This is a genomic window from Nostoc sp. PCC 7107 (assembly GCF_000316625.1).
Classification (GTDB): Bacteria; Cyanobacteriota; Cyanobacteriia; order Cyanobacteriales; family Nostocaceae; genus Nostoc_B.
Genome location: NC_019676.1, coordinates 5,778,842 through 5,795,037, shown reverse-complemented (window position 1 = coordinate 5,795,037; position 16,196 = coordinate 5,778,842). Strand labels below are relative to the sequence as shown.

13 protein-coding genes are annotated in these 16,196 nt (G+C 37.5%); 5 read left to right on the top strand and 8 right to left on the bottom strand.

What is annotated here, in order from left to right; all coding sequences use genetic code 11:
* The first annotated feature begins 161 nt into the window (after nt 1-161).
* Nucleotides 162-788 (top strand): PEP-CTERM sorting domain-containing protein, encoded by a 627-nt coding sequence (locus NOS7107_RS24655; protein ID WP_015115660.1) that lies wholly within the window; start codon nt 162-164, stop codon nt 786-788.
* Between the two features lie 176 nt (nt 789-964).
* On the opposite strand, the gene NOS7107_RS24650 is transcribed toward NOS7107_RS24655, so the two are convergent.
* Entirely contained in the window at nt 965-1,162 is a 198-nt protein-coding gene (locus NOS7107_RS24650; protein ID WP_015115659.1) for a hypothetical protein, read from the bottom strand.
* 198 nt (nt 1,163-1,360) lie between these two features.
* Nucleotides 1,361-1,531: a hypothetical protein gene (locus NOS7107_RS29085; RefSeq protein WP_015115658.1), complete on the bottom strand. Its 171-nt coding sequence runs from the start codon at nt 1,529-1,531 to the stop codon at nt 1,361-1,363.
* Between the two features lie 227 nt (nt 1,532-1,758).
* On the opposite strand from NOS7107_RS29085, the gene NOS7107_RS24645 reads away from it, so the two are divergent.
* Both NOS7107_RS24645 and NOS7107_RS24640 read left to right on the top strand, forming a co-directional pair.
* Nucleotides 1,759-2,295, top strand: coding sequence for a hypothetical protein (locus tag NOS7107_RS24645; protein ID WP_015115657.1), 537 nt, complete (start codon nt 1,759-1,761; stop codon nt 2,293-2,295).
* Between the two features lie 701 nt (nt 2,296-2,996).
* On the top strand, nt 2,997-3,227 hold the full coding sequence (locus tag NOS7107_RS24640) for a hypothetical protein (RefSeq protein WP_015115656.1): 231 nt from the start codon (nt 2,997-2,999) through the stop codon (nt 3,225-3,227).
* Between the two features lie 287 nt (nt 3,228-3,514).
* Here NOS7107_RS24640 and NOS7107_RS24635 read toward each other — a convergent pair whose 3' ends face one another.
* Entirely contained in the window at nt 3,515-3,775 is a 261-nt protein-coding gene (locus NOS7107_RS24635; protein WP_015115655.1) for a hypothetical protein, read from the bottom strand.
* A gap of 336 nt (nt 3,776-4,111) precedes the next feature.
* Between NOS7107_RS24635 and NOS7107_RS24630 the strand changes: the two genes are divergently transcribed.
* Nucleotides 4,112-5,239, top strand: a complete 1,128-nt coding sequence (locus NOS7107_RS24630) for a tetratricopeptide repeat protein (protein WP_015115654.1) — start codon at nt 4,112-4,114, stop codon at nt 5,237-5,239.
* 601 nt (nt 5,240-5,840) lie between these two features.
* On the opposite strand, the gene NOS7107_RS24625 is transcribed toward NOS7107_RS24630, so the two are convergent.
* A complete protein-coding gene (locus NOS7107_RS24625) occupies nt 5,841-6,161 on the bottom strand; it encodes a hypothetical protein (protein WP_015115653.1) in 321 nt (106 codons plus the stop codon).
* Between the two features lie 28 nt (nt 6,162-6,189).
* Here NOS7107_RS24625 and NOS7107_RS24620 point away from each other — a divergent pair, with 28 nt between their 5' ends.
* Nucleotides 6,190-6,537: a hypothetical protein gene (locus NOS7107_RS24620; RefSeq protein WP_015115652.1), complete on the top strand. Its 348-nt coding sequence runs from the start codon at nt 6,190-6,192 to the stop codon at nt 6,535-6,537.
* Between the two features lie 13 nt (nt 6,538-6,550).
* Here NOS7107_RS24620 and NOS7107_RS24615 read toward each other — a convergent pair whose 3' ends face one another.
* The 4 genes from NOS7107_RS24615 to NOS7107_RS24600 all read right to left on the bottom strand — a co-directional run bounded on the left by NOS7107_RS24615 (nt 6,551) and on the right by NOS7107_RS24600 (nt 16,164).
* Entirely contained in the window at nt 6,551-11,119 is a 4,569-nt protein-coding gene (locus NOS7107_RS24615; protein ID WP_015115651.1) for a septal ring lytic transglycosylase RlpA family protein, read from the bottom strand.
* A 142-nt stretch (nt 11,120-11,261) separates the two neighbouring features.
* Nucleotides 11,262-11,825, bottom strand: coding sequence for a hypothetical protein (locus NOS7107_RS24610; RefSeq protein ID WP_015115650.1), 564 nt, complete (start codon nt 11,823-11,825; stop codon nt 11,262-11,264).
* Nucleotides 11,826-12,080: 255 nt separating this feature from the next.
* Nucleotides 12,081-12,545: a hypothetical protein gene (locus NOS7107_RS24605; protein ID WP_015115649.1), complete on the bottom strand. Its 465-nt coding sequence runs from the start codon at nt 12,543-12,545 to the stop codon at nt 12,081-12,083.
* Nucleotides 12,546-12,585: 40 nt separating this feature from the next.
* Nucleotides 12,586-16,164: a hypothetical protein gene (locus NOS7107_RS24600; protein ID WP_015115648.1), complete on the bottom strand. Its 3,579-nt coding sequence runs from the start codon at nt 16,162-16,164 to the stop codon at nt 12,586-12,588.
* Between the last annotated feature and the right edge of the window lie 32 nt (nt 16,165-16,196).

Here is a 16,196-nt window from a genome sequence, read left to right as displayed (position 1 = left end):
AAATTTATTTAATAAAAGAATTAAATTTTATATGAAGATAGGCAAGAACAACAGTGTATTGACAGAAAATAAACTATTTTTTTAGCTAAGGCAATAAAAGCAAAAATGTTACCAGTCAAGTAACATCAAGTAATCTTTCTTAATAAAAAGAGGTTTCGACTATGAAACAGCTAATCAAACTTTTTTTGTTAGCTCCATTAAGTTTATCATTACTTAATGCGAACTCTTCATACGCAGGAAGCATATCTTTTAGACCAGTGGGTACACAGCTAGACGGTGATGAAATATTAGACATAGAGCCAAATAACAATATTAGCTTTGATGTCTTTTTGAATACCCAAGAAGTTACTGGTAGTATTGTCAACCTATCTTATATAGTCTCTTATGATCTTACCGAACTTAGATTTAGAAACTTACAAAATACAAGTCTTCAAATAGGCGCACCTCAAGTAATAGACGGACAAACGAACTCAAGACAATTTACGATAAGCCAATCAGGTACGCCTGGAATCGGCCCAGGGCAAATCGGAATCGCTCTAAGCCGAATAAGTTTTGATGTTCTAAAACTTGTCAATGACGGTGTTTCAGACTTTTCTATTGGATTACTTGGTGCAAGAAATAATTTAGATCAAGTAGTAGTAAATCAATTTAATCTTAGAACTCAAACAGTTGAGGTACAACCAGTCCCCGAACCAATAACCATACTAGGGTCAGGTACAGCTTTAGTTTTAGGAGCCTTGCTCAAAAGAAAATTTTCAAAAAAGCAGAAGAATATAGCTGTTCAATAGCTATAAATTAGAAAAAAAACGCTGAGTTTGTAAAAATGCCTTCTCCATATTAAATGGCGGAGGGCATTTTTATTATTGTTCTAAATCTAATTTATCTGCAATTAATTGCAAGAATATTTCTAACTGCGATCGCGCAATTAAATCCTAAATCAAAAGTTTGACTAGTACGGTTTAATTTATTCTTTCTTTTTTACCCATACTTCTTCCTGAGTAATTATTTCTACATAGTTAGGATCTAGAAAACTTATATTTAATTCTTTCTCTTTTTCCTTAATCTGATCATCATTTACCAAAATATTTCGTGAACTTAGCTCTTCACGAACTTCAAATCTTCTTACTGTTCTGGCTAAAAATTCAGCGAAGGTTTCTTGCATTTTTCTTCTCTCTCAATTGCTTAAAAAGCCCCCCATGAGCCTGAGCCTTGGCTCAGGCTATTTTGGATATCTGCTAATTGCTGCGAAAACTTATTACTTCTGCGCCGATGAACGATGGGAGGGGATACGCGAAGTTATTTCTATCTAATAGCTTACACCCAATCGCCTAAACTTTAGCCTCTGAATTTTGGCTAGATTCTAGTCTCCCACTAACAACCCCTCTTTTTGCATCCCCTCTATTACCCATTGCCTGATTTTTTCTGAACGATTAGGGAGCGAACGCAATATTTTATCTATATCTGGCGGGTATTTGGTGCTAATAGGCTGTTGCTGGTTTGTTGTACCTAATCCTGTGTCTTGAAATTTCATATATATTTTGATTATTTATCCTATCTTATCGCGTACACGCGACTAAAATCATAGATTTTACTAATAGCATTTACCCAAAAGTTGCGGAAATTTTTATGAATTTCAATCTAAAAGATCCTTTACAAAAACGCGTACACGCGATATAGTAGATATATAAGCGGTGAGAGACAGCACTACAACCCCACCCAAAAAGAAACTGAACCTTGATAAATGAATAGGAGATTACGATGCTTGAGGCAATCAAAGCAGCGATCGCAGGCGCAAGTACGATTGAGGCAATCGAAGCACTGCAAGCGCAACTCGCAGAGTTGGCAGAAGCAATCAGCCAGTTACAGGATGAGGCGGAAGAACGCCAGTTTGAGATAGAAGCAGAGATTGAAGAGATAGATTCCGCAAAGCAAGCGCAGGAAGAGGCGGAATATGAAGCCGAAGAGTTAGCCAGAACTGGGGAGAAAGAACGCGACTGCAATGTAAAGACAGAACGCGGCGAGGCGTTCATCACCAAGCACTCAAAAACCTGGGAAATCCTACTACTACACTCTTACTACGGAGAAGCTAAATACCTCAGCCTCCCGGCAAGCACTCCAGAGAGCGAAGTTACCGAGAAAGTGAAATTCTACCTTAGTGAGTGGCCGTTTGAAATTCAGGAATACTGCGGATGGTATGGCAACCACAAAATCGAAGTGACAGTTGAAGAGATTTTGCAAAAAGGGCTAGAAGTCGCAAGACAAGAAAAATTAGATCTCCTGTTCGCACACAACTAAACAATTCACCCCTCCAACGGGAGGGGCAGCGCATCCGTAAAAAAATACTTTAGCCCATGTGATTGCACTGGATAAGGAGATTGGGTGAGATGTCGAAATCCTTAAACAAAGTGCGATCGCCCTTCTCCTTAAATCCAAACCCTAGATAAGGAATGAACTATTATGACCTGCTGTAATTCTTGCCCCTTCTTTAAGCAATCCCAGAACATTAGCCGTATTGGTTTCTGCCAGCAACACCAAGAAGTGATTAGAGGATGCGATTGTGCTTGTAGCGTGGGAGTGGAGGCAATCAGAGAGAATGAGCAATTAGCGGTAGCTTAGTTAATTTATCCCCATTGTTAATTAATTGATGGGGATAATATTTTAATTTTTTAGAGATACTCATACTGTATATTGTGGCTGGGGATTTTGTATTGGTAGCTTACTAGATAATTTAAATAAAAAACATATTGAGAAAGAAATAAAACAGATAAGGCAGAAAGCTGCAAGAATGAAGTTAGAGGCAGAAGATAATTTTAGACTCTAAGTAGAAAAATTGGCTAACAGTTATCAATATTAATCTAGAAATATGCTATCAAACGAGTCGAAAATAATAAAGATAAATAATCAATACTAATTAATAGTAACAAGTAATTTTTAGTTAAAAGTATTAAAATATAAATATCAAAGCTATTTGCTATTAACTAATCGGAAAATTAATCATGACTCAATCAACTCATAAATACCGCGAAGACGAATGGTGGTATATATTCTATGGTTCGTGCGGAGGTGGTCATAAAAACCTTAATACAGCCATCTATGACATATCTGGGGGCATAAATAGAGACCTTCGTGAAGTTAAAGAAGAATGTTTGACTCAAGGTAAGTCTTCCGGTGAAGATTGGTTGATAATAGCTGAGGAAAAACACTACTTAGAAAGTATTTCAAAATAAATTTTATTTTTTCCAAAAATTCGGGGGTATTTAAATAACCCCCGTCCTTTCTAGGACACCCCCCAACATAAAGTAAATTCAGTGCTAAAATAGTAATAAGAAATAAGCCCCTTCTTTCAAAGCTTTAATTAGTAGAAAGAAGGGACTTATTTTTTTGTTTTTTTATGGAAGGGGGCGTGTTTCTTCAGTACCCCCCATACTTTAAAAACACCCCCGGCTTTCTGCGACCCCCCCTATTAATTTACACCTGATAAAAAAGATTAGACAGTAACTATTAAGAATACTCTTTAAATAAAAGTCACGAATACTTCACCTATTATTTGGTCTTCATCATCTAAAGGAGAGTTATCTAAAACTTGAGCATAATGAATAACCTTGATTACTTGAAACTGTTTTACATCACCAGGAATAAGAAGTATATCTCCAACTTCTAATATTTTTGCAGTTGCAATATTGCCTCTATGAGTGCAATTCTGGCTGGTTATTTCTTCAAAAGAGGTATTAGGATTGCATAAAAATTCTGAATAGTAGTAAGGGAAAGACTTCATGAATGCTCCGGGTTTGGTTTATTTTTAGTATTTTAAGTACTTAATCTCAACAACACAATATCCTGTAACTAAATTCTTAGCGAACCGAACATTGTAAACTAAAAATATTGTCACGATATCCATGTTACTAAGACAGTAACACTCAACGAGCAATCTACTGGCACAACAAGGAAGCACATAGTAAATTAACCACAAACTCATTCCTGCCTAGTTTTTGAACTTTGTGAGGGGGGGAATTTTTTATAAATAACTATATTAAATTTTAATAAATATCTGCGATCACAAAGTTTAGCAGTATTATTTTTATAACCTGAATCAAACTCTTAAAAAGACATTATGGAGTGGACTATATCCCTACGCGCACAGCAATTAGACTTTATTCAAAGGCTAAAAACAAAACATTTACTCCATTGTGAGGTAGAAGGGCAGCATAGTGAATTAACGATTATTAGAGGCGAAAGATTAAAAGAATTAGAAAAATTTTCTTGGCGAATGGCTGAAAAGTTTAAAGAAACTTCAAATATTCATCATCTTTTCAAGAGCCATTTTAAAGGGAAAGTTGGCGAAGAAGTTTTAAAAAATCGCTTAACTAACTTTATTACTAAAATAGACTATGAAACATACATTTACGGAGATGGAGGAGTTGATTTTACTCTAACTGCTAACTCAAATATTGGTATTCAAGTCAAGACTCGTTGTGATGAAATTGACACAGTTCGATGGTTTTTTAAAGAAGAAGAAATTAAAAAAAATGCTGTGCTAGTTTGTATATTGTCTTTAGAAGATATAGACGAAAGGAAAACCGAATACAATTTTATTTTTGCGGGGTTTTTACCTACTGATTTAATTGAAATAAACTGTAAGCAATATTCATGCGGAATACATGAACTATTATATTGTGGAGGTCTACGCAGTTATTTAGAAACACTATTAAAGCCTGAATACTATCACGAGCTTGGTGAAAATTACTTTAATAGAAAAAACTTTGAAAGTGCAATATTTAATTACAAAAAAGCTTTACAAATACATCCTTATTTGGTTTGGTCTCTTGTTAGATGTTCTGATGCGTATTACAATTTGGGATATTTTTCCCTATCAATTGATGGTTACACTGAAGTAATTAACTCTTATCATACCTGGGATTTGATTTATTTGGTTTATTATCGTCGAGGCAATGCTTATTATCAACTTGGATATAAAGAAATGGCAATTTCAGACTACCATGAAGCTCTAAAGTTTTTTCCTAATTATGCAGATACCTATTTTAAACTGGCTGTAGTTCTTAATGATATAGGCGACCAGCAAGGCGCAATCTTTAACTACACTGAAGCTATCAGACTTAACACTAATAATATTTCTTCTGCATACTATAACCGAGGACTTATTCGTTTAAAAATAGGCGATATACAAAATGCCTTTGAAGATTTTTCAAAGGCATTCAATATAGGATTAAATCCAATATGATTACATCTGTCGGGGCATCGCACGAGACGCATGAACTTCTATCAACTATCTTTGCCCTCCCTTGAATCCTAAATAAGCACTAACGTAATTTTCGCTAGGTCAGCAAAGTTAGGGCGTGTATTTGGTCGATGATGGCGAGAGTCAACGAACCTAAAATTAAAGCCAAGACATCACCTGCCTTACAGGTCTTTTTTTTATAAAAAACTACAATGCTCAAAAATATGGATTTTTGTAGTTTTTGTTACAAATACATAAAACTTAAATCATAGATTTATGCTTATTTCAGATTTGTAAGAATCATTAGAACCTCTATGCAAACCTCGACCGAGCAAGACATTTGCTCAGTAATGGCTCTTAAAATCTTTGCTATGCCTAAGTTTTGAACTCACAAGCTCTACTATTTCTTACTTTTTTCTTACTCAATTTAAGAAATAGCCTTAACCATACTCATTCCGAGTTTAATTTAGCCAAAAAATTACCCTCGCTTAAGCGGGGGTAATTTAATCAAAGCTAAAACGTAATCGGAAATGACCAAGTTTTTTGTGGCTAGTTGAAAAGCAGCCAATTTAAGATTAGGGTAAATAAAGTTTAAGTATATAGTTTAATAACTATATAGTATTCTAACACCGCTTCCACCAAGATAGCTCCAAGACCACTCTTTTACTTCCCATATTTTGCTGTTAAAGATAAAAGGACTACCTTGACGTTGGGTTAAAAAATCTGTAATCTCCAGGTAAGCGTTTAATCCTGTAATATTCACGCTTACTTGTTGTGTTTCCCTTGCTGTATTTATTTGAAAGGCATTTCCCCGCAACTCTACTCCACCGTTGCGCCGATCAATTACGGGGACTTGTTCTAAAGTAACTTCGTTTTCCCAGCCCAATACAAAAGATTGTGGCGGAGATGGATAAATATTTGGCATAAAAATTAAGTTGTTTAAATTATCTTTTATGAAAAAATATATTGGCACTTTAATTTCATTATCCTTATTTTTCCCTCAGCAAGTAAATGCGGGAATTTCCCCGGATAGTTACCTAGAGTTATTAAACGCAGATTTGAGGAAACAGAATAATCCTATTGTTAATTTTAAGGATGAATTTAAAGTTATTGCCGGGATGGAAGTTTGTCTAGAACTATACCAGGGGACAGGCTTTAATCAATTAATTGGCGACAGGATTGATAGGGCGATAAACTCTAGAAAGAACAAGTTTTTTACCCAAGAACAATTAAGGGAATATTACGTTTCAGTTATCGCCAATAGTATAATTTCCTTCTGTCCAGGATTTATTGAAAAATAATCATACTTAAATGTCACCTATCATACAGCCCACCTCTTCCCAGCGCCCCGCCCGGACGGCGTTCATCCCTAATAACTTGCTGAATTTTTGCCTCTAAGACTTTCTCAAACCGTGGCAAGTCATAATCTTTGGAGCTTCCGCCTCCGACTTGAATTACTGGCAAAACTTGAAAGACATCGCCCTTATTTAAAGTGTTGACCGTTCCTAGGCGATCGCCCCCACCAATAACCCCACCTGAAGAAAAAGTTGGAACATTGGCTTGATTTAATTTCTCCCAAAGTTTGGTTTGCTCAGGCGTTAAAACTCTCTCACCCTCATTAGCAATAATTAAGTGGGGTTTGAAACCAGACATTGCCCTTTCCTTATTTAACCCTCTAGCAATATCTCCAACCATGCCCCCTTTGGCGAAAGCAGGGATAGAAAAGTCATAAAACTCACTACCTCTGACTAAATCTGCAATGTTACCAGCGTCAACAACTAACCCCCCCAGTAAGTTAAACCCCCCCCCACTGGGATTAAAGTCAGGGGTTCTACCACGCCCAAAGATTGAGCCAAATAGTTGATCCGTTAACATTTGAGCAGCAAGATTAGCTAAGTTATTAAGGATGGATTGGAAAATACCTGTAAGAGATTCACCAAGGGTTTTAGTCCCTAAGATAAAATCCTTAAATACTCCTTCAGTATCCGCTTTTACGCCCTTAATTACTTCGGTGAAATCATTAAACTGAGCGTTAATACCGTCTAACTTAATTTCATTTAAACTTGTTAAATTAGCCTTAACTTGGCTAAAAGCATCGGCTGTAATTTCGCCGCTATCTCTCAGTCTTTCTAAATCTCTAATCTGGTTTCTAAAGTCTATTTTTTGAGAAAAAATAGCTGCTTGGCGTTGTAACTTCTTACTATCTATGCCAAACAACCCTAAATACTCAGCGCGACCGCTAATTAACCTCTGCGAAGACTCATTAACTCTACCAGAACTATTAAAGTTTAAATCATCAGTACTACGTTTAGATTGGGCATTAGTTAACTGGTTGCGCTCGTTATACCGTAAAAGTAATCTTAACCTCGCGCCCTTAATTTGTTCGCTTGGTAAGTTCTCTAATAACGCTCTTTCTTGAAGTTGTTGGCGTTGCTGAAGGTAGTTGCTTCGATTCTCGACTAAATCTGCATCACGCAACATCTGTATGCGATCGCCATTACCAATACCATAATTTAATAATTCAGTACCAAGTCTTAACCGTTCAATCTTGCCATTATTACCCCTAATTACTTCGTCAAGCTTTATTTGTCCCTGACGTAGAAATTCATTAGCTCTTGCCAGCTTATAACGCTGGTCTATTGTTTTTAATTCTTCTTCATTTAATTTTTTAATGGCATTAAGTCTGGCTAAAAACTCAGTTTGTGTTATTTCGTTTTTATCTTTAGCACTTTCTAAATTAAGTAAGTCTTGCCCTACTTTTATTTGTTGTTGATTTAGAGCTAATTCTTTTTCCAACCCTGGTAAGGCTTCTAACTCTTGAGAATAAGGATTAAGTTTAGCGTATTCTCTTAAATTAGCAATTCTAGTGTTTAAAACTTCATTATTACTTTGGAATATTCGTAAATCTTCCTGAGATTGGCGAAAATCCTTATCTTTAGCGTTAAATTTAGCGTATTCCTCGGATGTTTTTCGCCTTGAGTCTCTTAAGCTAGACAAAGAATTATCTAATTCCTTAACTAAGCTAGTATCTAACTTAATTTGATTATTTAATTCACTAACTACATCCGGTGTTAAACTTCCGCTACTAATTTGATTTTGGTTAATTGTAATTCTTGATTGAGCATCTTCTTTCTGACGCTGTAAACCAGTAATTTGGTCATCAATTTGCTGTAGTCGCTGTTGTGCTTGACGGGTATTTCTTTCGTCTTGAGTGGGGGATAAATTAGTGTTTTGAGAAGCATCACGGGCGTTTCTTACCGCTACTTGTATTTGGTCTTGAGTTTGTCTTAAGGCATTCCTTCTAGCAACGCGATCGCGTTCTTGTTGTCCCTGTAAAATTGCTCTAATCTCTGGGGGTTGCTGTTGTGGGGAAACTGAGGATTTTGGCGAATTAGTTAAATTTTGGGAAACCGATGAAGTGATAATTCTGTATTCAACATTTGGCTTAGTTAAGTTTGAGTTTAGCGTTCCTAGCTTACGGGCTAACGCCTCGCTTAAATCAAACTCTCTGCCTTTAATGAATGGGCCACGGTCGTTAATAGTACCAATGGCAGTTACACCAGTTTGAGGATTGCGAAATTCTACTTTAGTGCCAAAGGGTAAGGTTTTATGAGCGACCGTAAAAGCATCAGCATTAAAGATTGCGCCGCTGGCTGTAGGCTTCCCGTGAAAACCATCTGACCGCCCGTAATAACTAGCGATCGCTTTTTTATATTGGGCTATTTGCGCTAATTGCTGAGAAGTTGGCAAAGGCGGCCCGTAAGTTTGCGCTTGTGCAATTGCAGACTTTTGTAAATTTCTAGTTCCATTAACAAGTTCACGCAAATACTTTTGAGGGTCAACATATTGCCCGTTAACTCTAATTCCAAAGTCTAAATGTGGGCCAGAACTAAGAGCATCTTTAGTAACTCGACCTAAAGCTTGACCTGGATTTATTTTTATTTGGTTCCTGTTACCAAAGAGTTGACGTACATCGTTAAGTTTCAAATGTCCGTACTCGACAACAATTTCCCGCCCTTGTTGGTCAAGAGTTTTTACAAAAACCCCGGCACTAGTATTAGTAAATGGTCTATAGGTTGCTTGACCTCCATATATAGCTTGGGCGATCGCACCTTCACCAGCACCTACCCTAGAATCAAAATCAACTTTTGAATGCTGCCTCCTGCCACCGTCTCTTACTCCATAAAATCCTTGCTGCCGTGTAGGAACATACTTTAGAAGTTGTTCAAAGTTAACGCCCCTGATAGGGCTATGGGCAATTTCTTTATTTAAACCTAGTGCTTGAGAAATGCCTACAAATGGGCGTAACACTGGTGATACTTGGTCAATGTTAGTTACGGTGGGGGTATTTTTTTGAGTATCTTGAGCTACGCTCTTTAGAGAATTTTTCAGCTTACTTTCTACTCCAACTAAGAAGTCAAAAGCATCTTTTAGTGGCTGAATTAATTCTTTAGCTGATATTACTGCGCCTTTAATACCACTAGTAAAACTACTCATCGCATCCGCAGACTTGCGTATGATATCGGGATTTTCTTTTAAATAATCCAGTAAAAATTTCGCCCCTTCCGCTGCTAGTTTAATGGAATCCTTCGCTAATTCTGCGATCGCCTTAGCAGTCTCTTTTGCTATTTGGGGATTTTGTTTTAAATATTCGCTAAAATCTAAAGCTCCCTTATTTAATTCATTAAATAAACCTGCTTGATTTAAGTCTGTCAAAACTTGCTGAATAAAATTAAGTCCAGCAATTACCCCAGGCTCAATTGACTGTCCCAGTGATTCCTGCAAGGATATGACTTGGTTTTGTAGTCGCGTTAATGATGCTGTTGAGTTATTAGAAGCTTCTTGAACTCCCGCGCCCAATTCTTTTTTAAGTTGGGCAGCGAAACGGGGGAGAAATACGTTAGCTGTTAACTGACCCGTACTAAGGATTTTATCTAGTTGGGCGGTTGTTATACCTAAAGCCCTGGCAGCGACTTGAACAGCCCCCGGTAAACGTTCGCCAAGTTGTTGAACCAATTCTTCGGAACTGACTTTGTTTTTACTAATTATTTGCTGATTTGCTAATAATGCACCTTGGTATTGTTCATTAGAGAGGTTATAAACTCTTGTAGCAGTAGATAAGGACGAAAATATATCTTTAACGTCGTCCTGTAATTTAGTGCCTCTAGCAGCGGCCGCTAAACCTACATACCCTTGCCGTGCTTTCGTTAATGATAGGCTTAGGCGATCGCTTTCTCCCCTAACAAATTTAAGGGAGTTTTCGGAACCTTCGATAAGTTTTAATTGAGCTTCAAAAGCTCTTAAGTCACTAAATTTATTAATTGAGTCGCCTGTGAAATTAAGTCCAGTTTGGACAGTCGAACGGGCGGCGTTAATTATTCCAGTAATTAACCCAGAAATAGCCCCCGTAAGGGTTAACGCTCCCCCGATACCAAGCCCTTGCGTCAGTCCGTCAACAATACTTTTACCAATATCTCGAAACTCTTGAGAAGGGGATTTAATTTTTAACTTCCGCTTAGTTTCGTCAATAGTTAATCCTGCTAAATCACTAGACGCTTTTTTTACTCCCCTCGCCTCTGAATTAATGCCCTGTGCTAAACCTTGTGATACTTGTCGTCCCAGGTTACGAACAGTATTTTGATTAAATGTTAATGCTGGCGTAATATCTATTTTCTGGGACTTTAGAGATTCTTGAAATGTTTGGGAAATACCTTGAGTCGTTGTTCTTATTTCTGCGGCGTTAAAAGCTAATTTGGGGCGAATTACAAAATCTCTTTCAATTAATTTGGCTTGCTTTAATGCTTCTTTTCGCGCTTCGTTGATATCATCTAAGAGTTGGGAGTAGTCGCCGACTAACTCTACAACTAACTTTGGTAATTCCATAATAAACTTAGTATAAAATTTAACTCCTTTTTATATTTTAAGCCTAAAAATAAAAAACCCCGGCATAGTAAATTAGCCTGGGTTGGTAGGAGTTCGGGGTTAAAAAGACTTTTTAAAGAAAGTTGGCTATGTAAGTAATATTTTATACTGTTTTTGCACCAATATCAATAACGTCTTCATCTTCGGAAATGTCCCAAACCTCTAAGCTATCTAAAAGTTTGTTAATACCCAAACTTTCAGCAAGCAGCCTACTCCCGATTTCCGCCACACTAACACCCGCACTAGACAAAGCCTTTACATCAATTGGTTTCAATTCTTTATCTTCGGATTGATATTTTTTTAAAGCACGATTGCAAATATCAAGACATTTAGATGCAACGTCTAACTGTATCCATCCTAAATCTTCTATCGCTTCCCTGTACTGAATAATTTTATTTCTATGTTGCACAAGGCGTTCGCGCTCATTTACCTCGCGCTTAATTTTTTCATTCTCTAAATCATAACCAAGGACGCGATCGCCCCAATTCCCCTTTTTACTCCAGCGGCTAATAAGTTCGATTCGCTTTTTTAGAACCCTAGATACCCCCATTAGGGTTCGATTGACACCCATATCACGGTAAACACAGAATGCCTCCCAACTTTTCGGTGTGTCAATACCTTTTTGATATTCCCAAGGAATACTATTATTTAAAACTAAATCGGTCATAATTTTTATTTAATTTTAGTTATTTGATTAAGTCCCATCAAGGTAACTATCTATATTATAAACAAACTTTAATACCTACTTAACTTTTTATGTACTACTTACGCATCAAAAAAAATTGATGCAAAAATTAATTAAATTAAAAATTAAGGGACTTAAATTAAAAAAATAATTTAAGTCCGGGCGTTTAATTAAAATTAAATCCTTAATTTAATTAGTTAATTCTTAATTTAAGGATTTAAGGATTTATTTTAATTTTTACCAAGATAAGGAGTTTATTTCAGCCCCCGCTTGGCAGGAGTTAACTGGCGGGATCGGGGGGAGAATTTGCCAAGATTGACCAAACCTCCCCATACGAGATACCCAATACTTAGCTGTCTCTTGGGACTCGCGTGGGGCATGGTTGATAGCTTCTTTTATTACATCCACTGGATAGCTGTTAAACAGCCTAAATAACTTACTGACATCAAAAACAGACGTGCATAAATTTAATTCCTCCGCTATGCGCTTTAACGAGTCTCGTTTCATTAAATCTTGATATAGAGCCGCGTCTGAGGGGGGGTTTGTGGGGTTTTGTAGTACGGGGACAAAGGGGTGTTCAAAATCGGGTGTTTTTGAGAGTGAAACCCGCTCTGTGTAAGGCGTTAAGTCTGTGTAGATGGTATGTGTGGGGTATATAGACAGGGGGTTTTTGATCTGCCCAGGGTTTTTTGGCTCAACCATAAGGTTTTCAGCCTTTGAAACCCCCGTTTTTGTAAAATCGTCAAAAATGATGGTTTCTAGGCGGGTTCTGTAGTTTTTTTTGTAGTACGTTATCCCGCTCCATTACTTTGTAAATTCGTAATTGTTCATTCCCCCCCGCTCGTTCCCCACGAGACAAATCAAACCCAAACCGACGCAAGACATTACCAACACTGCGAGTAAGATACTTAATAGTCTTCGGGTGGCTAGAGAGAATGATGCCTAAATATTTCTCTAGTTCTCGTCTATATCTGGCGGGTAAGGGCTTAATAAATTTCTTGGCGATCGCATCGCGTTGAGCTTTAGTCGCATCTTTATCTTTTAGTCCGCTATAAGACAGTAATTCCTCTATATCCGCCTCGGATTTGAGCTTAAAAGCCCATTGAATAACTTTTCCGAGTGTAAACTGACTACCTAACGCAAACTCGTTAAAAAAGCCAATTTCTTCAATGAACTTGAAATAGGGCGATCGCAATTTGTCTAAGTCGCCAGGGCTGTCAACCCCACTATCCTTAAAGCACTGTAATAAAAATTCTAAGTTTTTAAGATCCTTGGCTTTGAGCAGTTCCTTATTCTCCCAGCGCCACCGCGAAAAAACAGAGCTTACCCACTGCCCCCGGTCTTTTAGATTTTTGTAGTAAAACTCGATCGCGTCACCTTCGGTCAAGGAGTCTAAAAAGCCGGGAAGCATTTTATTAAACTTGTACTTCTCTGCCTTAGCACGTTCTTCTGGTTTTAAAACTCGTTTATTTAAGAGTTTTTTGCCTTCCGCTTCACTAATTAAAGGGGCTTTGATTACAGCAACCGCCCTTCGTTGCATGATTAAATCTTTAGCGTTTTTATTTAATTCTTTCGGAGTGTCGTCAATTATTTCGTCTTCCGCATCTAAAGATTTAACAGAGAATCCATCGCTTAAGAACTGTTGTCTTAATTTGTCCCGGCGCTTGCAACTTAGATAATTATGTCTAGCGCGTTGATTACAGATTAAATCTAATCCAGGGCTTTGTCCTTCCATGCCTTCCCGCGCCATCTGTGATAGTTTATCGGTTGCCGAAATTAAGTCATTCCCAGGAGTTTCTGCTAATGCAATTTCCAACATTTTCTTTGCCAACATTTCCTTGAGTCGGTCAACGCTATCAAAAAAAGCTTTTTTGTGACTTGACGGATAGAAGGATTTAGACCAATTGTTTTTATTCGGCTTGTCGCCACTAGCCCAATAGTAAAGGGGAATAGCTGGTCTATATCTCCCCGTCTGTTGCATAAAATCGGTAGATGGTAGATGGGTATTTATCGCTACCATTGCATCAAAATGTCCATCTTCGATAGAAGCTCCTGACCCTAACGTAGGGCTGTAGATAAACAACCTTATTTCTGGATGCGCCTTAACGTATTCGGTTGGATTATTTAAAAACAACTTTTGCTCTCTTCCTTCCTTAGTTTCGCAGTCAAGACGGAAAGCTTTAAAACCTTTCTCTCGATATCGCTCCTCAATTGATTTAGTGTTATAAACTTCATCGAGAGCCTCACCAGTTTTTTGAGAATCGCACGGAATAATTAAACTTTGCCCTTCAGATAATAATTGGTCAATTAACTCATAAATTTTAGCTTCGTCCGTAATTTCCCAAATTTCTCTCTCCCGTGCGTAAGTAGGAATTTCCAGGACGTAAACTGGTAAATCAGGGCGCAAATTAGTAACGTAATCAACCTCAACATCAGTGATATAAGCATCGCTAACGACGATAATATCTGAGTTTTTGCAGACTTCATTTAATGCCCTTATACTTTGCGATCGCGGTGAATAATTAGTATCACATTCTTTAGATTGAAATAGAAACTGTGACGATTGTCTATTTTCGTCAAACAACGCAATGCTATGCCCGTTATAAGAACGTCCTAATAATTTATATAGAGAAGGACATACAACGCCAATTCTAGAACTAAAAGCAGGGTTAACTCCTAAACTTTCCATCTCATTTCTTGTTTCGATTTTGAGTCTATTTCCTAATACTTCATTTAGTGCGATTGTGGGAGTAATACTAACAACTCTAGAATTGCGGTATATTTCGTTAATTAAAACATTAACAAGCTCTGTTTTACCCGCGCCCATCGGAGCTTTAAGAATAAGAATTGCTTCGGAGGGGATTTTTTCTAAAATCCTTGAATCGTAAATCAAACCCCAAGGTTTTTTTATTGAACAATCAGTAATGTGATGCCATCCCGGACGGATTGTTAATTTATTGAGGTTTATTGGTTCAAAGTCATTTCGCTCACTAATGATAGACTCTTGACCGTTCCAGAATTGCCAATTCCACCGCTCATCACCAGAATCCTTAGCTAAATCTCTTATTTTTTTTTCAATTTCGTGTTTATCGCATCCACTATGACAAACGAAATTCCCACTTGTTCTATGAATGTGCAAACTATCGATTGAAGTTCCACCATGAACTGGACACTTAGCGGTAGCATACTCGGCGCGTCCATTGTAATTAAAGCCCTCAAGATATTTTCCGGCTAAGGATAATAACACTGGGGTGCAGTTATCTGTCTTAGCTGGAATTAATTTTTCACCGTATTCAGCTTTAACCTTTTCTTTGACTCTATTAACTTCTTCTGTCCAGGCGGTTTCAGGGTCAGCGCAATCTTCACCTTTATAACGCTTCTCACAAAGCCCGGCCCAACGTTTGCATCTAGCTAAATGATTAGTAACTTCCGAATCTTCACAAATTCTAAAGAAGCCTTTATCAAATGACGGATGGTCATAAATATGCCCCGTCTCTTTTTGTCGTAATTTACTGTTGACGTATTGGTAGCCCTTAAATCTTTCTTTACTAAAAGGCTTAATTCCGTTATTTTTGGCGTAGGACTCAAAAGCCTCTAAAACGTCCGCAACAGAGTAAAACCTATTAAGGGCGCAAACTTCAAGGACACAAGGAACATACTCAACCTCTCCATTGACTACTTTAACGTGATCAAACCCAGCTAAACGCATGGGACGCGGGGCATCTTTCAAAGATGGATCAGACCCCATGTAATAAGCTATTAATTCCTGATTTGCTGACCAATCCTCGATATTTTCTGTCTCATCAGCCCAAACGCTAAAGTAAGTATGTTTTGATTTTCTAGTACGCACTTGAACCGACGGAGGAATAGGAATAGCGTCAATTTTGGCTTGTTGTTCTTGAAAAGTTCCGTCATCTTCCTCAAAAAATAAGGAGCGCCATCCACCTACTTCGTTTGTTGTTCGTCCACCGTTAACGTTAAAGTAGATTTGTCTTTCACCGTGGTTCTGTTCTTCGAGCCAACTCAAGCCATCTTCGTGAATTTCGTCGTTTAAGACTATCTTGTGGAACTTCCAAACGTATTCTTGAATAACGATATTATTTTTCGTTAGCGTCCCAGACCAATCTTTATTTCTTCTCTTATCTTTGTGGACGCACAGATTTCTTCCAACTACGCGATCGCCAACTTCGTAACCAAGGGCAAATAATTGCTGTATCGTTGGATGAACTGAAATCTTTACACTGTCTAACGTTGAGACTGTGTTAAAATTAAAGTAAGAAGATGGTTGCAGTTCGTTATTTTTTTCGATACGATAATTCATAGATAAATTACGCCGTCATGGCGTTGTTATAA